This is a genomic window from Klebsiella sp. V115_8, from assembly GCF_029967715.1.
In the GTDB taxonomy this organism is placed as follows: domain Bacteria; phylum Pseudomonadota; class Gammaproteobacteria; order Enterobacterales; family Enterobacteriaceae; genus Klebsiella; species Klebsiella quasipneumoniae.
The window spans coordinates 62208-82969 of record NZ_JASCAR010000041.1; the positions used below are offsets into that span (position 1 = coordinate 62208).

The 20762-nt window shown below is 59.4% G+C and carries 16 protein-coding genes and 1 pseudogene; 8 read left to right on the forward strand and 9 right to left on the reverse strand.

Annotated elements, in window-relative coordinates; translation table 11 throughout:
• Positions 1-57: 57 nt before the first annotated feature.
• A complete protein-coding gene (bglX, locus tag QLG03_RS18965) occupies positions 58-2355 on the reverse strand; it encodes a beta-glucosidase BglX (RefSeq protein WP_023290426.1) in 2298 nt (765 codons plus the stop codon).
• Positions 2356-2549: 194 nt separating this feature from the next.
• On the opposite strand from bglX, the gene dld reads away from it, so the two are divergent.
• Positions 2550-4295: a D-lactate dehydrogenase gene (gene dld, locus QLG03_RS18970; RefSeq protein ID WP_255989071.1), complete on the forward strand. Its 1746-nt coding sequence runs from the start codon at positions 2550-2552 to the stop codon at positions 4293-4295.
• 85 nt (positions 4296-4380) lie between these two features.
• Positions 4381-4935 (forward strand): GNAT family N-acetyltransferase, encoded by a 555-nt coding sequence (locus QLG03_RS18975; RefSeq protein ID WP_002912829.1) that lies wholly within the window; start codon positions 4381-4383, stop codon positions 4933-4935.
• Between the two features lie 391 nt (positions 4936-5326).
• On the opposite strand, the gene pbpG is transcribed toward QLG03_RS18975, so the two are convergent.
• On the reverse strand, positions 5327-6277 hold the full coding sequence (gene pbpG, locus QLG03_RS18980; RefSeq protein WP_255989069.1) for a D-alanyl-D-alanine endopeptidase: 951 nt from the start codon (positions 6275-6277) through the stop codon (positions 5327-5329).
• Positions 6278-6465: 188 nt separating this feature from the next.
• Positions 6466-7053: a Yip1 family protein gene (locus tag QLG03_RS18985; protein ID WP_032453512.1), complete on the reverse strand. Its 588-nt coding sequence runs from the start codon at positions 7051-7053 to the stop codon at positions 6466-6468.
• Between the two features lie 154 nt (positions 7054-7207).
• On the opposite strand from QLG03_RS18985, the gene QLG03_RS18990 reads away from it, so the two are divergent.
• Complete coding sequence (locus QLG03_RS18990; RefSeq protein WP_023290430.1) at positions 7208-7777, forward strand: DedA family protein; 570 nt, start codon at positions 7208-7210, stop codon at positions 7775-7777.
• 32 nt (positions 7778-7809) lie between these two features.
• On the opposite strand, the gene mdtQ is transcribed toward QLG03_RS18990, so the two are convergent.
• On the reverse strand, positions 7810-9249 hold the full coding sequence (gene mdtQ, locus QLG03_RS18995; RefSeq protein WP_044524206.1) for a multidrug resistance outer membrane protein MdtQ: 1440 nt from the start codon (positions 9247-9249) through the stop codon (positions 7810-7812).
• Positions 9250-9377: 128 nt separating this feature from the next.
• On the opposite strand from mdtQ, the gene QLG03_RS19000 reads away from it, so the two are divergent.
• Positions 9378-10112 (forward strand): class I SAM-dependent methyltransferase, encoded by a 735-nt coding sequence (locus tag QLG03_RS19000; RefSeq protein WP_032453514.1) that lies wholly within the window; start codon positions 9378-9380, stop codon positions 10110-10112.
• Positions 10113-10145: 33 nt separating this feature from the next.
• Here QLG03_RS19000 and ascB read toward each other — a convergent pair whose 3' ends face one another.
• The 5 genes and pseudogenes from ascB to dusC form a co-directional block, all read right to left on the reverse strand.
• Positions 10146-11540 carry a 6-phospho-beta-glucosidase gene (gene ascB / locus QLG03_RS19005; RefSeq protein ID WP_048297900.1) on the reverse strand — a complete coding sequence of 465 codons (1395 nt, stop codon included), beginning with the start codon at positions 11538-11540 and terminating at the stop codon, positions 10146-10148.
• Positions 11541-11555: 15 nt separating this feature from the next.
• Positions 11556-13527, reverse strand: a pseudogene (bglF, locus tag QLG03_RS19010) (PTS beta-glucoside transporter subunit IIABC).
• Between the two features lie 29 nt (positions 13528-13556).
• Positions 13557-14390 carry a transcriptional antiterminator BglG gene (gene bglG, locus QLG03_RS19015; protein ID WP_023290435.1) on the reverse strand — a complete coding sequence of 278 codons (834 nt, stop codon included), beginning with the start codon at positions 14388-14390 and terminating at the stop codon, positions 13557-13559.
• Positions 14391-14545: 155 nt separating this feature from the next.
• Positions 14546-15910, reverse strand: coding sequence for a carbohydrate porin (locus tag QLG03_RS19020; protein ID WP_255989063.1), 1365 nt, complete (start codon positions 15908-15910; stop codon positions 14546-14548).
• Positions 15911-16265: 355 nt separating this feature from the next.
• Positions 16266-17198: a tRNA dihydrouridine(16) synthase DusC gene (dusC, locus tag QLG03_RS19025; protein ID WP_023290437.1), complete on the reverse strand. Its 933-nt coding sequence runs from the start codon at positions 17196-17198 to the stop codon at positions 16266-16268.
• Between the two features lie 358 nt (positions 17199-17556).
• Here dusC and QLG03_RS19030 point away from each other — a divergent pair, with 358 nt between their 5' ends.
• The 4 genes from QLG03_RS19030 to sanA all read left to right on the forward strand — a co-directional run bounded on the left by QLG03_RS19030 (position 17557) and on the right by sanA (position 20721).
• A complete protein-coding gene (locus QLG03_RS19030; protein ID WP_023290438.1) occupies positions 17557-17961 on the forward strand; it encodes a CidA/LrgA family protein in 405 nt (134 codons plus the stop codon).
• Positions 17951-18646, forward strand: a complete 696-nt coding sequence (locus QLG03_RS19035) for a CidB/LrgB family autolysis modulator (protein ID WP_004201621.1) — start codon at positions 17951-17953, stop codon at positions 18644-18646. The genes QLG03_RS19030 and QLG03_RS19035 overlap by 11 nt, the downstream gene beginning before the upstream one ends.
• 128 nt (positions 18647-18774) lie before the next feature.
• The gene (cdd, locus tag QLG03_RS19040) at positions 18775-19659 is read left to right on the forward strand and encodes a cytidine deaminase (protein ID WP_053810132.1); all 885 of its coding nucleotides are present in this window, start codon (positions 18775-18777) and stop codon (positions 19657-19659) included.
• Between the two features lie 345 nt (positions 19660-20004).
• On the forward strand, positions 20005-20721 hold the full coding sequence (sanA, locus tag QLG03_RS19045; RefSeq protein ID WP_004201624.1) for an outer membrane permeability protein SanA: 717 nt from the start codon (positions 20005-20007) through the stop codon (positions 20719-20721).
• Positions 20722-20762: the final 41 nt, after the last annotated feature.

Below are 20762 nucleotides of genomic sequence, written 5' to 3' on the forward strand. Positions count from 1 at the left end.
AAGAAAAGGCCGATTAATCGGCCTTTAACGTGCGACGTTGGGCTTAAGGGCTCTGCCTTACAACAGCTCAAACTCGCTCTGCTTCACGCGGGCGGAGTCCACGCCGATAAAGACATTGAATTTGCCCGGCTCAGCGACGTATTTCATCTGCTGGTTCCAGAACTTCAGCGCGTCGACGTCGATCGGGAAGCTGACGGTTTGCGTTTCACCCGGCTTGAGGGTGACCTTTTTAAAGCCGCGCAGCATTTTCACCGGCCGGCTCATGGAGGCGGTGACGTCCTGCAGATACAGCTGAATGACCGTCGCCCCTTCGCGTTTGCCGGTGTTGGTCACCTGCACGCTGGCGGTCACGCTGCCGTCGCGCGGCAGGGTGGCCGACGACATAGTGACATCGGAGACGCTAAAGGTGGTGTAGCTCAGACCGTAGCCAAACGGGTACAGCGGGCCGTTGGCCTCATCGAAGTAACGCGAGGTGTACTTGTTCGGCTTCTCCGGATTATACGGCCGACCGGTATTCAGATGGCTGTAGTAGGTTGGGATCTGCCCCACCGAGCGCGGGAAGGACATCGGCAGCTTGCCCGACGGGTTATAGTCGCCAAACAGCACGTCGGCGATGGCATGCCCGCCTTCGGTGCCGGCAAACCAGGTCTCCAGCAGCGCATCGGCTTGCTGATCCTCTTTCACCAGCGCCAGCGGACGGCCGTTCATCAGCACCAGCACCAGCGGTTTGCCGGTGGCTTTGAGGGCAGCAATCAGATTGCGCTGGCTCTGCGGCAGGGTGATGTCGGTCCGGCTGGAGGCCTCATGGGCCATCCCCTGCGCCTCGCCCACTACGGCGACCACCACGTCGGATTGCTTCGCCGCCGCGACGGCTTCGTCGATCATTTCCTGCGGCGAGCGCGGGTCAACCTGCACTGCTTTCTCATACAGATTGAGGAAATCGACAATGCCTTTGTCGTCGGTAACGTTCGCCCCTTTGGCGTAAATCACTTTGCCGTTATCGCCCAGCGCTTCTTTGATGCCGGTCAGGACGGTCACCGACTGATCGGCCACGCCCGCCGCCGACCAGCTGCCCATCATGTCGCGTTTGCTGTCCGCCAGCGCGCCCACCACCGCGATAGTGCCGGATTTTTTCAGCGGCAGCGTATCGAGACGGTTTTTCAGCAGCACCAGGCTCTCGCGGGCCACTTCGCGCGCCTCTTTACGATGCAGACGGCTTTCCGCGTTGGTGTCCTGCGGGTCAGAATCTTTTGGTCCCAGGTGGCTGTACGGATCGTTGAACAGCCCCATGTCATATTTGACGTTGAGCACGTGACGGGTGGCGTCATCCAGCTCAGCCATGGTCACCTTGCCGGATTTCACCAGCCCCGGCAGGTATTTGCTGTAATACTCGTCGCTCATGCTCATGTTGATGCCGGACTTCAGCGCCACGCGCACCGCGTCTTCCGGGTCGGAGGCCACGCCGTGCTTGATCAGCTCTTTGATGGCGCCGTGGTCGGAAACCGTGATGCCTTTAAAGCCCCACTGGTCGCGCAGGACATCTTTCAGCAGCCAGGAATCGGCGGTCGCCGGGGTGCCGTTCAGCGAATTCAGGGCCACCATCACCGCGCCGCTGCCGGCATCGAGTCCGGCTTTATACGGCGGCATATAGTCGTTGAACAGGCGCTGCGGGCTCATGTCGACCGTGTTGTACTCTTTCCCGCCCTCCACCGCGCCGTAGGCGGCGAAGTGCTTGACGCTGGTCATCACCGAATAGCGGTCAGCCGGGCTCTTGCCCTGCATCGACGCCACCATCGCCTGGCCCATCATCGTGGTCAGATACGTGTCTTCCCCGAAGCCTTCGGAAGCGCGTCCCCAGCGCGGGTCGCGGGAGACGTCGACCATCGGCGCCCAGGTCATGTTCAGCCCGTCATCGGCGGCTTCATAAGCTGACACGCGGCCCACGGTTTTCACCGCGTCGAGGTTAAACGACGAGGCCAGACCGAGGCTTATTGGGAAGACAGTGCGCTGGCCGTGCAGCACATCGTAGGCAAAGAACAGCGGGATCTTCAGGCGGCTAAGCTGCATCACCTGATCCTGCATGACGCGGATATCCGGACGGGTGACGGTGTTAAAAATCGCTCCCACCTGGCCCGCTTTGATCATCTCGCGGATCGCTTCTTTCGGGTTATCCGGGCCGACGCTTATCAGACGCAGCTGGCCGATTTTCTCGTCCACGGTCATTTTTTTCAGCAGGTCGGTAACAAAGGCATCCCGCGCCTGCGGGGTCAGGGGGTGGTTACCAAACAGTTCATCCGCCAGCGCGGGTTGCAGCGCCAGACTCACGGCGACGCCTACAGTGCAGAGCCATTTCATTGTTATCTCGCTTTTTCTCAGACGGGGACTTGGTAAAACATAATAAAAACCGCAGTTTGCCATATATATAAACAACGCGCCCGCAGAATGCTAAGGTTCTTCTCTGATTTTTGCGAAACATTCATGCATCAAATTGTCATACAAAGCGCTATGCTTATCCTCGATATTTCGCGCACCACCACAAGGAGTGGAACATGTCATCTGCACCCACTAACACCCATAAAACGTTTCTGGCTGACCTGGCGCGCCTGGTTGGCCCTTCGCATCTGCTGACCGACCCGGCAAAAACCCAGCGCTACCGCAAAGGCTTCCGCTCCGGCCAGGGCGAAGCGCTGGCGGTTGTCTTTCCCGGCACCCTGCTGGAACTCTGGCGCGTGCTCAACGCCTGCGTCGACGCCGATAAAATCATTTTGATGCAGGCGGCCAACACCGGCCTGACCGAAGGCTCCACCCCCAACGGCAATGATTACGATCGCGAGATCGTGATTATCAGCACCCTGCGCCTGGATAAGCTGCATCTGCTGGACAAAGGCGAGCAGGTGCTGGCCTGGCCCGGCACCACTCTCTATTCACTGGAAAAAGCGCTGAAACCGCTGGGGCGCGAGCCGCACTCGGTGATCGGCTCATCGTGCATCGGCGCGTCGGTGATCGGCGGGATCTGCAACAATTCCGGCGGCTCCCTGGTGCAGCGCGGGCCAGCCTATACCGAGATGTCGCTGTTCGCGCAGATTGACGCCGACGGTAAGCTAAAGCTGGTCAACCATCTGGGCATCGATCTCGGCAGTACGCCGGAGCAGATCCTCAGCCGACTCGACGACGAGCGGATCAGCGATAGCGATGTGCTGCACGATGGCCGTCACGCCCACGATCACGACTATGTTACCCGCGTGCGCGATGTCGATGCCGACACCCCGGCGCGCTACAACGCCGACCCGGACCGCCTGTTCGAATCCTCCGGCTGCGCCGGTAAACTGGCGGTTTTCGCCGCGCGTCTCGATACCTTCCCGGCGGAGAAGCGCCAGCAGGTGTTTTACATTGGCACCAATCAGCCGCAGGTATTGACCGAGATCCGCCGCCATATCCTCGCCGAGTTCCAGCATCTGCCGGTGGCCGGGGAATATATGCACCGCGATATTTACGATATCGCCGAGAAGTATGGCAAAGACACCTTCCTGATGATCGACAAGCTCGGCACCGACAAAATGCCGTTCTTCTTCACCATGAAGGGGCGCACCGACGCGATGCTGGAGAAAGTGTCGCTGTTTAAGCCGCACTTTACCGACCGCTTTATGCAGAAGCTCGGCCACGTCTTCCCGGCGCATTTACCGGAGCGGATGAAAACCTGGCGCGACAAATATGAACACCATCTGCTGCTGAAGATGGCCGGCGACGGCATCGAAGAAGCGCAGCGCTGGCTGACGGCGTACTTCCAACAGGCCGAGGGGGAGTTCTTCGCCTGCACGCCGGAGGAAGGCTGCAAAGCGTTCCTCCATCGCTTTGCCGCCGCGGGCGCGGCGATCCGCTATCAGGCGGTGCATGCTGACGAGGTGGAAGATATTCTGGCGCTGGATATCGCCCTGCGCCGTAACGATACCGAGTGGTTCGAACATCTGCCGCCGGAGATCGACAGCCAGCTGGTGCATAAGCTCTACTATGGCCACTTTATGTGCCATGTGTTCCATCAGGATTACATCGTCAAGAAAGGGGTCGACGCCCATGCGCTGAAGGAGCAGATGCTGGCGTTGCTAAAAGCCCGCGGCGCCCAGTACCCGGCGGAGCATAACGTGGGTCATCTGTATGAAGCGCCGGAGAGCCTGCAGCAGTTCTATCGCCAGAACGATCCGACCAACAGCATGAACCCGGGAATCGGCAAAACCAGCAAGCAGAAATACTGGGGTGAAGCGGCCCCGGCGCTGGCCTCCCCGACGGATCCGCAATAATCGGCGGCAGGACTATTCAGCCTGGCGCTTCTGTATTACGCTGCACGCCGGAGAATGTCTCTCCGGCAGATTCAGGAGCGCCGCCATGCCTGCAGAGGCCCCGTTACTCGACAGTGATTTAGAAATTCGTGAAGCGCTGCCCGACGATGCGCACGCCATCGCCGCGCTGTATGTCTGGCACGTGCTCAATGGTCGCGCCTCCTTCGAAGAGATCCCCCCCACCGTTGACGAAATGCGTAAACGGATCCAGACCGTGCGCGATAACGGGCTGCCCTGGCTGGTAGCGCTGTGGCGCGGGGCTATCGTCGGCTACTGCTACGCCACTTTCTATCGCCCGCGCCCGGCCTATCGCTACACCCTCGAAGAATCGATCTACGTGGAATCCGGAATGGGCGGTCGTGGCATCGGCAGCGCGCTGCTGTCGCGGCTGATCGCCGAATGCGAGAAAGGCCCATGGCGGCAGATGCTGGCGATCATCGGCGATGGCCATAACAATGCCGGCTCGCTGGCGATCCATAAAAAGTTCGGTTTTACCGTGGCAGGTCAGCTGCGCAGCGTCGGCTATAAGATGGGCGACTGGCGGGATACGTTGATTATGCAGCGCGCGCTGGGTGACGGCGACTGGACGCTGCCGGAGTAATATTCGGCGTCACATCCCGCGGCTCGCGGCATAAACCCCCCCAGCCCGATCGCCCGGCGGCGCTGCGCTTGCCGGGCCTGCGAAGGGGCCGAACCCGGCACCAAATAACGTAGGCCGGATAAGGCGTCAGCCGCCATCCGGCACAAACGCGGCACTCGGCGTGATTGCCCGGCGGCGCTGCGCTTGCCGGGCCTACTAAGGGGCGGAACCCGACGCCAAATAACGTAGGCCGGATAAGGCGTCAGCCGCCATCCGGCACAAACACGGCACGGTGCCGGGTATATTGCCCGGCGGCGCTGTGCTTGCCGGGCCTGCGAAAGGGGCGGAACCCGGCGGTAAATAATGTAGCCCGGATAAGGCGCAATGCGCCGTCATCCGGGGCATATGCAGATTAATCGTTCTGCGCGGTCTGGGCGCCGCCTTTCAGCATCGCCTCCGCCATCTGCGCTTCGCGCTGCTTTTTATAGCTCAGCGCCGAAGCCGGGACTGGCATCACCTTCCCGGTCTCGATCCACGTCCGCAAACGGCTGGCGTCGGCGAAGTGGGTATATTTGCCGAAGGCATCCATCACCACCAGCGCCACCGGACGTTGGTTAATCACCGTGCGCATAATCAGGCAGTGGCCGGCAGCGTTGGTGAAGCCGGTTTTGGTCAGCTGGATGTTCCAGTTGTCGCGATACACCAGATGGTTAGTGTTGCGGAACGGCAGGCTGTAGGCCGGATGGGCAAAGGTGGCGGTCTCTTCTTTGGTGGTGCTCAGCTGGCCAATCAGCGGGTACTGCTCGCTGGCGATCAGCAGTTTGGTCAGATCGCGGGCGGTGGAGACGTTATGCACCGACAGACCGGTGGGCTCCACATAGCGGGTATGGGTCATACCCAGCGCCTGCGCTTTGGCGTTCATCGCGCGAATAAAGGCGTCGTAGCCGCCCGGATAGTGATGCGCCAGGCTGGCGGCCGCGCGGTTCTCGGAAGACATCAGCGCCAGCAGCAGCATATCGCGGCGGCTGATCTGGCTGTTGAGACGCACGCGGGAGTAAATCCCCTTCATTTCCGGAGTATGGCTGATATCCACCGTCAGCATTTCGTCCAGCGGCAGATGGGCATCGAGAACCACCATGGCGGTCATCACCTTGGTGATCGACGCCATCGGGCGCACCAGATCCGGCTGGCTGGCGTAGATGATTTTTTTGGTGGCCAGATCGACGATCATGGCGCTGCCGGAAGCGATGTCCGGCTGCGAGGCGGCTACCGCCATCGGGGTTTTTGCTAACGCCTGGGGCGCAAAAGGCACAGCCAGCAGCAAGGTCAGGCTGAGCAAAGAGACTCGGAATTTCGGCATCATGGGCATTCTGAAAAGTATTTTTGCACGTTATGGAACGTACGCCGCGAGGTTAAGTGGGCAACTTCGCTGGCAAACGCCATCATACCGCGCCGTAAGGCCCTGTGCCTAATAAGAATCGTGAAGAAATGCTGCATTGCCGACATAAAATACATATTTGCCGGCAATGCATATTGACCCGTTTCGTCCGATCAGAACAGTCGGTAGCCATACCCCCATAGCACCACGGTGATCGCCAGCAGTACTTCCAGCACCAGCACCCCGATGGCCAGGGTCGAGCTGGCGAAACTGAGCCCCTCTTCCCGGTTAATGCTCAGGAAGGTCGGGATCCCGAGATAGAGCAGATAACCGGTATAGAACAGGGCAACGGTACCGATCAGCGCGCACAGCCAGACCAGCGGATAGAGCGCCACAATCCCGCTCAGGAACAGCGGCGTGGCCACATAGCCGGCAAAGACCATGCAGCGTTTCAGGGAAGGCTGCTGCGGATATTGCCTGGCCATCCACCAGATAACCCGCCCCATGATCGCCACCCCGGCCAGCATCACGGCATAAAACAGGACAGCCAGCGCCAGCCCGGTCCACATCGACAGTTTAATAATGGTGCCGTCACCGAAGTTCCAGCCCAGCTGCGTGGTGCCGATAAAGGCGCAAACCACCGGAACCGCCGCCATCAGCAGCACATGGTGCGTATAGTGATGAGAAATGGTTTCATTCTCGCTCTTTATCACGCTCATCTCCCGGTTGGGATGAGCGAAGAGCCCCCAGACATGGTTCATAGCGTCCCCCTTGTCACGGCTTCGTACTGCACTGATCCAAGTATAATTCACCCTGTAGATTATTTTGTGTACAGCACAAAAAATCTGCGTTCGACGCGTTTTGGTCTGCAGGGTGTATGATTAACAGGTGATGAGGTAAGGAGATAAGCTGTTTATGGATATCAATCACCTGATTTCCCAGTATGGCTACGCGGCGCTGATCGTCGGCAGCATGGCGGAAGGTGAGACCATTACCCTGCTGGGCGGCGTCGCGGCGCATCAGGGACTACTGAAGTTTCCCCTGGTGGTGATCGCTGTCGCCCTCGGCGGGATGATTGGCGATCAGTTGCTCTATCTGCTTGGTCGCCGCTTCGGCGGGCGCATTCTGCGCCGTTTCGCCAGCCAGAAGGCGCGGATCAGGAAAGCCCAGCGCATGATCCAGCACCGGCCGTGGCTGTTTGTCATCGGCACCCGCTTTATGTACGGCTTCCGGGTGATCGGCCCCCTGCTGATCGGCGCCAGCCGCCTGCCGCCGCGCATTTTCCTGCCGCTGAATATTGCCGGGGCGCTGGTGTGGGCTCTGCTGTTTACCACCATAGGCTATCTTGGCGGCGAGGTGGTTGGCCCGTGGCTGCACCACCTCGACGCCCATCTGAAGCACTGGATCTGGCTGATCCTCGCGGTGGTGGTGGTCGTGGCCGCCCACTGGTGGTTCAGGCGGCGCGAAGGGAAGAAGAAAGACTGAGCGGCGCGCCCGCTGACGCGCCGGGTGGCCGGTTACTTCACGCTCTGGTGGTAGCCGCCGCCGAGGGCCGAGGTCAGCTGAATGCTGGCGTCAATCCACTGGCCGTGCAGGCGCAAGGCGGTGATACGCTCCTGCAGCGCCGGGAGCTTCGCCATACTGACCCGGGAGCCGGGCAAGATCCCCGCCGCCATCCGGGCCTGCGCCAGGTCCACCACCCGCTGGGCGTCTTTTTCAACCTGCTGCTGCTGTTGGCTCTTGGCCATCAGCGTCTCGACCTGGCTGGCGGTTTTCGCCACCTGGTTGACGGCGTCCACCACCGCTTTGTTGTACTGGGCGATGGACAGGCTGTTCTGCGCGCTGGCGATATCCAGATTGGCATTGAGGCGACCGCTGTCGAAGATCGGCAGCGTCAGTCCGGCGGTGACGCCCATCTGCTGCGCCGAATGGCGGAAAAGATCGCTTAAGTGCAGGGCATCCTGCTGCAGGAACGCCATCAGATTGATGTCCGGGTAAAACGCCGCCTTCGCCGCGTCCACTTCGCTCAGCGACGCCTCGATATACCAGTGAGCGACCTGCAGATCCGGGCGACGCGCCAGCAGCTCATAGCCAAGGGTGTCCGGCAGCTGCGCGCTGACCGTCGGCAGGCTGGCGGGTTTGAGGTTTAGCGACTGGCTCTGGCTGTTGGTCAGGGCCATCAGCCGCGCTTCAATCTCTTTCATCGTGCCCGCCACGTCCGCCAGCTGCTGGTCGGTTTTGCTGACGTTAATATCGTTTTCCGCCCCTTCGGCGGAGTTGGTGATCCCGCGCTGATACAGGGCCTTGTCGACCGTCACGATATTATTTTGCTCGTTTTTCACCTGCTGCAGCACCGCTTTGATCGCCGCTTCCGTCTGCCACTGCCAGTACAGGCGCGCCACGCTGCCGGAGAGCAGCTCGCGGGTCTGAGCCTGCTCGGCCACCTGGGCTTTCAGCTCGCCGATGCGGGCTTTCACCAGCGCACGGTTTTTGCCCCACAGATCGAGATCCCAGCCGGCGGTCAGGCCGAAGGTACCGTTGGTGTACCACGGGCCGGTATTGCCGTCGGTGTCGGTGGCGAACGGCCCCATCAGACCTTCGGCCGACATGCGTTGACGTTCGATGTCAGCGGAGAAATCCATCTCCGGGCCAAGATTCGCCTGCGACATTCTGGCCTGCGCTTCGGCAAGCCTGATGCGCTGTTCGGCAATCTGCATATCCGGCGCGTTGGCGAGCGCGCGCTGAATCAAATTATCCAGTTGGGCATCGTGGTAGTCTTTCCACCAGTCGGTCTGCGGCCAGCCGTTTTTGACGGCGGCGGGGAGATCCATGGCAACATGGGAAGCCGGAATTTGCTGCTGCGGCGGACGAGCAACCTCATGGGAAGGCGCGCAGCCTACCAGCGCGATGGCCAGGGGCAAGGCCGCCAGCACGCTATTATTTAATCTCAATTTCATTAGACAGGTCAGATAATATAATCAGGTGAGTGATCATAAGTTAATTGAATTAAACGCGTTTAGTAAAGCGTGTGACTAAATTATTAGTTTGCTAAAAATAAACAAACTTATCAATTCAAGGGATGAATATGAGCCAGAATATTTATGACGATCCGCACTTCTTCGCCGGCTATGCAACCCTCGATCGTTCGGTGAAAGGGCTGGATGGCGCACCGGAGTGGCCTGCCCTGCAGCAAATGCTGCCGCCGCTAGCCGGTTTGCGGGTGGTGGATCTCGGCTGCGGCTACGGCTGGTTTTGCCGCTGGGCGCAGCAGCAGGGAGCCAGCCAGATAATGGGTTTTGATATCTCCCGGCGTATGCTGGCGCAGGCACGGGAAATGACCCGCGGGGATGAGATTGACTACCGCTGCGCCGATCTGCAAACCCTGACGCTGCCCGCCAACAGCTGCGATCTGATCTACAGCTCGCTGGCCCTGCATTATTTACCCGACATCGCCCCGCTCTTCTCCACCCTGCAGCAGGCGCTGGTCCCTGGCGGTATCCTGGTTTTTTCTGCCGAACATCCCATCTATACCGCGCCGCTGCAGCAGGGATGGCAGGTGAATGAACAGGGGCAAAAGAGCTGGCCGGTCAGCCACTATCAGCAGGAGGGGGAGCGCGTCAGCAACTGGTTTGCCGAGGGCGTCATTAAACAGCACCGCAAACTCTCGAGCTGGATAAACGCGCTTATCGCCGCCGGTTTTGTGCTGGAGCAGCTGGATGAGTGGGGACCAGGCGCCGAACAGATTGCTCAACAGCCCGCCCTGGATGAAGAGAAAGAGCGGCCGATGATCTTTTTACTGCGCGCGCGTAAACCGGCTTAATCCCCCGCCCGACGATGGCCGGGCGGAGAAGCGTTACGCTTTCAGGCTGGCGCCGCGGCTGGCAATCACCTCTTTATACCAGTCAAAGCTCTTCTTCTTACTGCGCGCCAGGGTGCCGGTGCCGTCATCATGGCGGTCGACATAGATAAAGCCGTAGCGCTTCGACAGCTCCGCCTTCGAGGCGCTCACCAGGTCAATCGGTCCCCAGCTGGTAAAGCCCATCAGCTCAACGCCATCGTCAATGGCCTCCCGCGCCTGCACCAGATGGTCGTTCAGGTAGCTGATGCGGTAGTCATCGTTAATGCTGCCGTCGGCTTCCACCTTATCTTTGGCGCCCAGACCGTTTTCCACGATAAACAGCGGCTTCTGATAGCGATCCCACAGCACGTTCAGCAGCGTACGCAGGCCCAGGGGGTCTATCTGCCAGCCCCACTCCGAGCTCGCCAGGTGCGGGTTCGGCACCATGCTGAGAATATTGCCGCGCGCCTGCTGGTTCAGCGCCTCATCGGCGGTGACGCACCCGGTCATGTAGTAGCTGAAGGAGATAAAATCGACGGTGGTTTTCAGCGTGTCGCGATCGGCCTCGGTGATGTCGAGCGTGATGCCGTTGTCGCGGAAAAAGCGCTGCATATAGCCCGGGTACGCCCCGCGCGCCTGCACGTCGCCGAAGAACTGCCAGCTGCGGTTCTCCTGCAGCGTCTCGAACACATCTTCCGGTTTGCAGCTCAAGGGATACATCAACCCGCCGAGCAGCATATTGCCGATTTTGCCCTCGGGCACCAGCTCGTGACAGGCTTTGACCGCCAGGGCGCTGGCCACCAGCTGGTGGTGAATGGCCTGATATACCTCGCCTTTGCTGCTGCCGGCCGGCAGGCCGACGCCGGTCATCGGGGCATGCAGCGACATATTGATTTCGTTAAAGGTCAGCCACAGTTTGACCCTGTTTTTATAACGGCTGAACACCGTCCGGGCGTAGCGCTCAAAGAAGCCAATCACCTCCCGGCTACCCCAGCCGCCGTAGTTTTTCACCAGCGCCCACGGCATTTCATAATGCGACAGCGTCACCAGCGGGGTGATGTTGTGCTTCGCCATCTCGTCGAACAACTTGTCGTAGAACACGAGTCCGGCTTCGTTCGGCTCGGCGTCATCGCCGTTGGGGTAGATACGGGTCCAGGCGATGGACACCCGCAGGCAGTTAAAGCCCATCTCGGCAAACAGGGCGATATCTTCCGGGTAACGATGGTAAAAATCGATCGCCACATCCTTAATCCCGCTGTCGCCGGGTACGCGCTCGACCACTTCGCCGAAGACGCCGTGCGGCTGCGCATCGGAGGTGGATAACCCTTTGCCATCTTCCAGGTACGCCCCTTCCACCTGATTCGCCGCGGTCGCGCCGCCCCATAAAAAATCTGCCGGGAATGTTTTCATCTCTCTCTCCTGTGATTAATGGCTGACTGACAACAGCGGCTGACCGGCTTCGACGGCGCTGGGCGCCACCGTGTCGATCTCACGATAGTCATCGCTGTTGCTGATAATAATCGGGGTCGCCAGGTCGTAACCGGCGTCCAGAATTGCCTGACGATCGAACTCAATCAGCAGATCGCCGGCCTGAACTCTGTCACCCTCTTTCACATGCGCGGTAAACGGCACGCCGTCGAGTTTGACCGTGTCGATGCCGACGTGGATCAGCAGCTCAATGCCGCTGTCGCTCTGCAGGCCGATGGCGTGTTTGGTCTGAAACAGAGAGGCCACTTCGCCGGTGAACGGGGCGATGACTTTGCCTACCGCCGGGATAATGGCGACCCCATTCCCCAGCAGGCCGCTGGCGAAGGTGCTGTCCGGCACCTGATCGAGGGCGATGACGCTGCCGCTCATCGGCGCCAGAATGTCGTTTGCCGAGACCGGCGCTACCGCCACGGCGCCCGGCGCGGCGCTGGCGCGCGGCAGGCCGGCGAAGAAAGTTAAACCACAGGAGATAATCAACGCCGCGAAGATGCCCACTACGCCGCCCCAAACGGTGCTATCAAGCCCTTGGGGCGGGATCATTTGCGCCACGGTAAAGATGTTCCCGAAGCCGAATGAATAGACGTTAGCGTTACTGAAACCCACAATAGCGCCGCCGATGGCGCCCGCCACGCAGCCGAAGATAAACGGCCGGCGCAGCGGCAATGTTAAGCCATAGATAGCGGGCTCGGTAATGCCGAAGATGCCCGCTGAAAACGCAGAACCGGCCAGCACTTTCTGACGGGCATCGCGGGTTTTCAGCAAAATACCCAGCACCGCGCCGACCTGCCCCATAACGGCCGGCAGCAGCATGGGCAGCATGGAATCATGGCCAAGCACCGTCAGATTGTTAATCATCAGCGGAATCAGTCCCCAATGCAGGCCGAAGATCACACAAACCTGCCACAGCGCGCCCATCGCCGCTCCCGCCAGCCACGGCGCCACCGCGTAGATAATCTGATACCCCTGGGCCAACAGATGACTGAGCCAGGTCGCCAGAGGGCCAATCAGCAGAAACGTCAGCGGAACCACAACGGCGAGACAAATCGCCGGCGTAAAAAAGTTTTTCATCGATGACGGCAGCAGCGCGTTGCTCTTGCGCTCCAGCCAGCAGCAGACCCATGAGGCGAGAATAATCGGGATCACCGATGAGCTGTAATTAATAAAGGTCACCGGGATGCCGAGAAAGTGCTCCACCGCCGCGCCCGGCGCCTGGCTGGCCTCAAAGGCCTGAATCATCAGCGGGTGGGTTAACGCCCCGCCGATCACCATCGAAACAAACGGGTTACCGCCAAATTTTTTACCGGCGGTGTAGCCGAGAAACAGCGGGAAGAAAAAGAACAGCGCGTCGCTGGCGGCAAACCAGATTTTATAGGTTCCCTGTTGCGGGGTCAGCCAACCGCAGACGACCGCCAGCGCCAGCATCCCTTTCAGGATACCGGAGGCCGCCAGCACGCCGATAAACGGCGTGAAAATTCCCGACACGACATCGATGATCTGCCCCAGCAGCGACCCCTTTTCAACGCTTTCCGCCACCGGTTCGCTGTCGTCGCTTAACCCTGCCTCCTGACGCACCGCCAGCCAGACGTCGTGAACGTGGTTGCCAATCACCACCTGAAACTGGCCGCCGCTCTCCACCACCATAATGACGCCCGGGTTGGCCTTCAGCCCTTCGGCATCGGCTTTGCCGTTATCTTTCAGCTTAAAACGCAGACGTGTCGCACAGTGAACCAGACTCACAATGTTCTCTTTGCCGCCGACGCGGCGGAGAATGTCCTGCGCGAGTGCTTTATATTCCATGCTCTTTTCCTTACTGCCGCTGCCCGCAGACAACCGGCGACTGAGTAGTAAAAATAAAAAAAACCCGAGAACCACGCCGGTAGGCGTCGCGCTCAGGTTTTGCCTGCATCATGCAGTAACAATCCAGTTTTGTCGGGAGACTTAGCGTCCCTCTTTTCTTACCCGTTCAATATGAATGGCAAGAAACATAATTTCTTCGGTGGTCAGCGCCCGCTGATACTGCTTTTGCAGATGCGTCGCCACCGTTTCCGCGCACTTCCACGCTTTGGCGTAGTTGTCTTTCACCGCGCTGTGCAGCGAGACGTCGTCATCTTCCACCACCGTGCGGGTCAGCATCCGCTGGGCGAAAAACTTCAGGTGGGTGACGAAACGCTGATAGCTCAGCGACTCCTCGTCGTAGTTCAGCTGCAGCTGATACTTCACCAGCTGCAGGATCTCCTGCATCACCCGGGTCACGTGCATGACCTCCGGCATTTCGCTGTTGAGCTGCGCCGTCACCAGATGGAGGGCGATAAATCCGGCTTCATCCTCCGCCAGCGCCACGCCGAGCCGTTTGCCAATAATGGCCCTTGCCTCCTGGCCCAGCGCGAACTCCTTCGGATAGAGCCGCTTGATCTCCCACAGCAGCACGTTACGCAGTGCGATGCCCTTTTTCTGCCGCTCGATAGCAAAGTGACAGTGATCCGTTAACGTGATGTACAAACTTTCCTGTAACTTGCCTAACCGCCCGCGCGCCAGGTCGATAATGCGATCGCAGGTGGTCATCACTTCTAACGGAATCTGACTGAGCAGTTCACCTAAGCGGCCGACCAGTTCATCGCTTTGTAAGGCGAAGACTTTTTCAATTTTGCTGTCGTCCAGCGCGTCGCCCGGGCGTTTCTGAAAGGCCAGCCCTCGCCCCATCACCACCTGTTCGCGCTGGTGTTCGTCAAGAACCACCACCACATTGTTATTGAGTACTTTGGCGATTTGCATATTGACCCCAGAAACAAAAAAACCTGACCCCCGACGAAACGCCAGGTAATCAGGTTTTGCCTGCCGCAGCAGTTGCAATCCAACGCCAGCACTGTAACAACTTCTGCTGCGTGCTCAACCTGACAAGTGAAAAAACGTGATTAAGATCGCGACTATCAGAAGGTGACGACGGTTTTCCACTCCACCACCCACGCGTCCTGGGTCTGCGCAATGCCGCCCGGACGGTGCCAGTACTGCAGGCCCGGCTGCAGCTCCAGCCAGGAGACCGGGCGGAAGCGATAATAGAGTTCGCCGTTCAGCGAGTGGCCGGCCACCGGCTGCCAGGCCGGATCGTTATAGTCGGCGGCGCCGCTGAGCTGGTTCATATAGCGCTGATTGCGCGCGTAGTGGCTGCTCATGTCGATCCACGTCAGGCCGAAGCCGATCCAGTCCTCCGGACGGGCGTCAAACAGCCCGCGGTAACGCATCGAGGCGGCGACGGCGGAGTGGATATAGTTGCTGCGCTGGTCGCTGAGGCTGCCGCTCAGCGAGACGCTCATTCCCCGCAGCGGATCGTCGGCGTGGCGGGTAATCTGCTGGTTCAGGCCGGCGTACATAAACCAGGTGCTGTCGTGCTCGGCGTAGCCCTGCGGGTCCGTCGCCCCGGCGCCGCCGGATTTGCCGCTGTAGAGGTCGCTTTGCGGCGCGTTAGTCCAGACCACGCCGAGGTTATAGGCTCCCGGCAGGCCATTCATCAGCGGACGGGTTTCGATCTCCATCGGCAGTAAAATGCCTTTGCTGCCCTTCGTCGACCAGCTCCAGGCATGGCTGCGCGAGGCGGCCTGCGGGTTTTGCTCCATCACCCCGCCTTTGAGGGTCACCGTCGGCGTCAGCTTGTACTCCAGGGTGGTGCCCCAGGTGTGGATGTTCCAGTTATTCCAGGTCAGCGAGTTGGCCGATTTGCCGCCGCACTGGGTCAGCAACTGGAAATCGCAGGGAATGATCTGGTCGAAGGTTTGCACCTTGTTCATCATGCCGATGCGCCAGGTCAGGCGACGGTCGTCAAAGCTGCGGGCGAAGGTCAGCCAGCCGAGACGGGTGATCGACCCGCCGCCCCAGCTCTCCTGCGACAGATCGTTGAAGCTGACCCGCGGATCCTGCAGCCGTTTCGTGGTGAGGTTATCATCGTGGTTGCGGTTGACGATGTTGCCCTCGAGACGGGCGTCCGGTATGCCGGTCCAGCGCTCAAGATCCTGGGTAAAGGTCAACGACACCTGGTCAATATAGGCCAGATGTTTATCGTGGTTATAACCGCCGCCGGCGTTGTAGGCCATCTCGTTAAGATAGCCGAGATTATAATGAAAGCCGTTCTCTTCAAGGATTGGACGAATACCCAGCATATCGCCCAGCAGCCCTGGCTGTCCGGCTTCAAACCCCAGCACGCTGCCGTTCCACGCCGGGGTTTGCGCCGCGTTCACGACGGGCGCCATCGCCGCCAGCGCCGCGCCGATAAAAAGCTGATTTATTTTTTTGTTATACATTGTGATCTCCACCGTGACTGAATAAAAACAAAGGGGATCCCCAGGCTATTTATTTACCTGTTTTCTTTTTTAAAAAATGAATGGCAGGGGCCTCCTTCGGTAATAAAACCGCGACCGCGCCAGAGAAAAGATGAATGACAATCTCTTGTTTTACGTCATCATTTACCCACCGTTAAATTTTGGCCAAAAAAAAACCTAAGCACTTGCCGCCACGAATGACGGAAGTGCTTAGGTTTTGCCTGCGTTCAGTAGCAATCCTGAATTGATTGACCGCACAGTATCACTTTATTTCACTCATGCCTATCATCAATAGGCAGACAAGTAATAATATGTGAAGCGAATAACAATATGGCGCTTAATAGCGGGCGATCGCCGCCGCTATTTCAGCAGAGGTTTGCAGGGCGCGAATTTCATTAAACAGCGTCAGCGCCTCGGTATATTCCTTGCGTAAATAGCCCAGCCACTGCTTAATTCTCGCCACATGATACAGGCCGGTATCGCCCTGCTTTTCCAGACGGGTATATTTTTGCAACAGCTGAACCACCTGCGGCCACGGCATGCGCGGTTCGTTGTATTTGATCACCCGGCTGAGGTTCGGTACGTTGAGCGCCCCGCGGCCAATCATCACCGAATCGCAGCCGGTGACGGCCATACAGTCCTGAGCGCTTTGCCAGTCCCAGATTTCGCCGTTGGCGACTACCGGAATGGTCAGGCGCCGGCGGATCTCGCCGATGGCCTGCCAGTTGATGCGCTCCGCTTTGTAGCCATCTTCTTTAGTGCGGCCGTGGACCACCAGCTCGCTGGCCCCCGCCTGCTGCACCGCGTCGGCGATTTCAAAGCGCCGTTCGCCGCTGTCCCAGCCGAGACGAACTTTCACCGTCACCGGCAGATGACCGGGCACCGCCTCGCGCATCGCCTTCGCGCCGCGATAGATAAGCTCCGGGTCTTTCAGCAGCGTCGCCCCGCCGCCGCTGCCGTTCACCAGTTTCGACGGACAGCCGCAGTTTAAATCGACGCCCCACGAGCCCAGCGCCACCGCGCGGGCGGCGTTTTCCGCCAGCCACTCGGGATATTGCCCCAGCAGCTGGACGCGCACGCGGGTACCGGACGGGGTGCGGCTTTGATGATGCAGTTCCGGGCACAGCCTGTAGAACGATTTAACCGGCAGCAGTTGATCCACCACCCGCAGAAACTCGGTGATGCACAGATCGTAATCGTTCACTTCGGTCAGCAGCTCGCGCACCAGCGAATCGAGCACGCCTTCCATCGGCGCCAGTAGTACACGCATATCGTTACCCGGAAAAAAAAGAGGCGCTATGGTAGCGCCTCCGGGCGTTGGTTGAAAGTGCTCAATGCGTCCCGCCTGCCGTACGCCATTCCCCATTCGGCGAATGCGGCAAAGCGAGGAGATAATCTCTATGCTTTACAGGAGTCTGCGGCGTCTCATACCGCCTTCATTTGCCGCTTCTCTTCCAAAAAGGTAGCGTGGGACCCGATATACCCAAAGCTGCGAGCTGTCAGGTCCTGCCGGGAGAGGCTATTGTTCCCGTACGCTATCAGCGCTATGCATAGAATTCATGATGTGATCGGTAGCACATTTTAGGGATTAATTGTATGATGAATGCACTTCATCAAGGGTTATTACCATGAGTAAATCGCTGACTATTATCTGGCACTACCTGCGGGCTTTCGTCCTGATTTACGCCTGCTTATACGCCGGAATATTTATCGCCGGGCTGCTGCCCATCACCATCCCCGGCAGCATCATCGGCATGCTGATCCTCTTCGTGCTGCTGGCGCTGCAAATTATGCCGCCGCAGTGGGTCAACCCCGGCTGCAATATCCTGATCCGCTATATGGCGCTGCTGTTCGTGCCGATCGGCGTCGGCGTGATGCAGTACTGGGATCTGCTGCGCGCCCAGTTGGGGCCGGTCGTCATCTCCTGCGCCATCAGCACGCTGGTGGTGTTTGTGGTGGTGAGCTGGAGCTCTCACCTGGTGCATGGCGAACGCAAAGTGATTGGGCAAAAGGAAAAGAAAAATGATGCATGAAATCTGGTGGTCGCTGCCGCTAACCCTGATCGTCTTTTTCCTCGCCCGCAAACTGGCGGCCCGCTTTAAGTTCCCGCTACTCAACCCGCTGCTGGTGGCGATGGTAGTGATAATCCCGTTTCTGCTGCTGACCGGGATCTCCTATGAGCGTTACTTTGCCGGCAGCAAGATCCTGAACGATCTGCTGCAGCCGGCGGTGGTCGCGCTGGCTTTCCCGCTGTATGAACAGCTGCACCAGATCCGCGCGCGCTGGAAATCGATCATCACCATCTGCTTTATCGGCAGCTGCGTGGCGATGATCACTGGCACCACCGTGGCCCTGCTGATGGGCGCCACACCGCAGATCGCCGCCTCTGTTCTGCCCAAATCGGTGACCACGCCGATTGCCATGGCGGTAAGCGGCAGTATCGGCGGCATCCCGGCCATCAGCGCCGTGTGCGTGATTTTTGTCGGCATCCTTGGCGCGGTATTCGGCCATACCCTGCTCAACCTGATGCGTATTCGCACTAAAGCGTCGCGCGGCCTGTCGATGGGCACCGCCTCGCACGCCCTCGGTACCGCGCGCTGTGCGGAACTGGACTATCAGGAAGGGGCGTTCAGCTCGCTGGCGCTGGTGCTGTGCGGGATCATCACTTCGTTGATGGCGCCGTTTTTATTCCCGCTGATCCTTGCGGTAGTGGGATGAAATGTGATTCAAATCACATTTATCAATGCAACAATGAAAAGTTGCATTAGCAATGAGACGTAAATCACATTTGAAACCCCTTGACGCCCGTACACTGGTTTCCCATTACACTGTTATGAGGCAACGCTATGCACTCACGTTTTCAAGCTGCTTTGACGACTCTGGCAGCAGACCTGCAGGCGGCCATCGCCCCGATGCTCGCCGACCCGCACTTCCCGGCGCTGCTCGAAGCCGATCAGGTGGCGACGCTGCAACAGGCGACAGGTCTGGACGAAGACGCGCTGGCCTTTGCGCTACTGCCGCTGGCCGCCGCCTGCGCGCGCGCCGACCTTTCCCACTTTAACGTCGGGGCTATCGCCCGCGGCGTCAGCGGCCGCTGGTACTTTGGCGGCAACATGGAGTTTCTCGGCGCCACCATGCAGCAGACCGTCCATGCGGAGCAGAGCGCCATCAGCCACGCCTGGCTGCGCGGTGAAACCTCCCTGCGCGCTATCACGGTGAACTACACGCCGTGCGGCCATTGCCGTCAGTTTATGAACGAACTGAACAGCGGACTGGCGCTGCGCATTCATCTGCCCGGTCGCGAAGCCCATGCGCTGCAGCACTATCTGCCGGATGCCTTCGGCCCGAAAGACCTGGAGATCAAAACCCTGCTGATGGACCACCAGAACCACGGCTTCCCGGTCAGCGGCGATGCCCTGTCCCAGGCGGCGATTGAGGCCGCTAACCGCTGCCACGCGCCGTACAGCCACTCGCCTTCCGGCGTAGCGCTGGAGCTGAAAGATGGCACCCTTTTCAGCGGCAGCTATGCGGAAAACGCGGCGTTCAACCCGACGCTGCCGCCGCTGCAGGGGGCGCTGAATCTCCTCAGCCTCAACGGCTATGATTATCCGGACATCCAACGGGCGATCCTGGCGGAGAAAGCCGATGCGGCGCTGATTCAGTGGGACGCCACCGTCGCCACCCTGAAGGCGCTGGGCTGCCACAATATCGAGCGCGTGCTGTTAGGTTAATCAGCCTGCGCGCCTGAGCAGATGGCCGGATGACGGTTTCGTCTAATCCGGCCGACCTTTTATGCCGTTATGTTGTCGGGTGGCGCTCCGCTTACCCGACCTACCGTTCGCGCCATTGCGAGCTGAAGATCGCGATGGCTGCTGAAACTGCCGACCTGACGGCCTCAAAGTCGCTGAGACGTTCCCGAAGGGCCGGAGAACAGGTTGCGGCTACGCCTTGCCCGGTCTGGGATCGGCGATCGGCTCATATTGCTGAAAATCCCCGCAATTAAACGCGGGTTTCTTGCGCTTACCCGGCGGGTAAAGTAGCCTGAAGACTCCGTTGTCTATTATTGAGCCAAGTTCATGTTAAAGCGTGTGTTCTACAGCCTGTTAGTCCTGCTCGGCCTGCTGCTGTTGACCGTGCTGGGTCTTGACCGCTGGATGAGCTGGAAAACCGCGCCCTATATCTATGACGAGCTGCAGGACCTCCCCTACCGCCAGGTCGGCGTGGTGCTGGGCACCGCTAAATACTACCGCACCGGGGTGATCAATCAGTATTACCGCTACCGCATCCAGGGCGCGCTCAACGCCTACAACAGCGGCAAGGTCAACTATCTGCTGCTGAGCGGGGATAACGCCCTGCAAAGCTACAATGAACCGATGACTATGCGCCGGGACCTGATTAAAGGCGGTGTCGATCCGGCGGATATCGTGCTGGACTATGCCGGTTTCCGCACGCTCGACTCGATCGTCCGCACCCGCAAAGTGTTCGACACCAACGACTTCATTATCATCACCCAACGCTTCCACTGCGAACGGGCGCTGTTTATCGCCCTGCATATGGGGATCCAGGCTCAGTGCTACGCGGTGCCGTCGCCGAAGGATATGTGGAGCGTGCGGCTGCGCGAATTCGGCGCCCGCTTCGGCGCGCTGGCGGACCTCTACATCTTCAAACGGGAACCGCGCTTCCTCGGTCCTTTAATTCCGATTCCGGCGCAGCAGCACGACGTGCCGGATGACGCCCAGTCCTACCCGGCGGTCACCCCGGAGCAGCTACTGGAGCTGCAGAAAGAAAAGTAGCCTCCATCAACGCATCCGTTTCAGATATAAAAAAACCCGCG

Bases quoted from the DNA above. Each gene is read 5' to 3' on its own strand.
- QLG03_RS19020 (WP_255989063.1), bottom strand. From the start codon at position 15,910: ATGTATAACAAAAAAATAAATCAGCTTTTTATCGGCGCGGCGCTGGCG.
- dusC (WP_023290437.1), bottom strand. From the start codon at position 17,198: ATGCGTGTACTACTGGCGCCGATGGAAGGCGTGCTCGATTCGCTGGTG.
- bglG (WP_023290435.1), bottom strand. From the start codon at position 14,390: ATGCAAATCGCCAAAGTACTCAATAACAATGTGGTGGTGGTTCTTGAC.
- bglX (WP_023290426.1), bottom strand. From the start codon at position 2,355: ATGAAATGGCTCTGCACTGTAGGCGTCGCCGTGAGTCTGGCGCTGCAA.
- sanA (WP_004201624.1), top strand. From the start codon at position 20,005: ATGTTAAAGCGTGTGTTCTACAGCCTGTTAGTCCTGCTCGGCCTGCTG.
- QLG03_RS19030 (WP_023290438.1), top strand. From the start codon at position 17,557: ATGAGTAAATCGCTGACTATTATCTGGCACTACCTGCGGGCTTTCGTC.
- dld (WP_255989071.1), top strand. From the start codon at position 2,550: ATGTCATCTGCACCCACTAACACCCATAAAACGTTTCTGGCTGACCTG.
- QLG03_RS18985 (WP_032453512.1), bottom strand. From the start codon at position 7,053: ATGAACCATGTCTGGGGGCTCTTCGCTCATCCCAACCGGGAGATGAGC.
- QLG03_RS19035 (WP_004201621.1), top strand. From the start codon at position 17,951: ATGATGCATGAAATCTGGTGGTCGCTGCCGCTAACCCTGATCGTCTTT.
- QLG03_RS18990 (WP_023290430.1), top strand. From the start codon at position 7,208: ATGGATATCAATCACCTGATTTCCCAGTATGGCTACGCGGCGCTGATC.
- pbpG (WP_255989069.1), bottom strand. From the start codon at position 6,277: ATGATGCCGAAATTCCGAGTCTCTTTGCTCAGCCTGACCTTGCTGCTG.
- QLG03_RS18975 (WP_002912829.1), top strand. From the start codon at position 4,381: ATGCCTGCAGAGGCCCCGTTACTCGACAGTGATTTAGAAATTCGTGAA.
- mdtQ (WP_044524206.1), bottom strand. From the start codon at position 9,249: ATGAAATTGAGATTAAATAATAGCGTGCTGGCGGCCTTGCCCCTGGCC.
- QLG03_RS19000 (WP_032453514.1), top strand. From the start codon at position 9,378: ATGAGCCAGAATATTTATGACGATCCGCACTTCTTCGCCGGCTATGCA.
- ascB (WP_048297900.1), bottom strand. From the start codon at position 11,540: ATGAAAACATTCCCGGCAGATTTTTTATGGGGCGGCGCGACCGCGGCG.
- cdd (WP_053810132.1), top strand. From the start codon at position 18,775: ATGCACTCACGTTTTCAAGCTGCTTTGACGACTCTGGCAGCAGACCTG.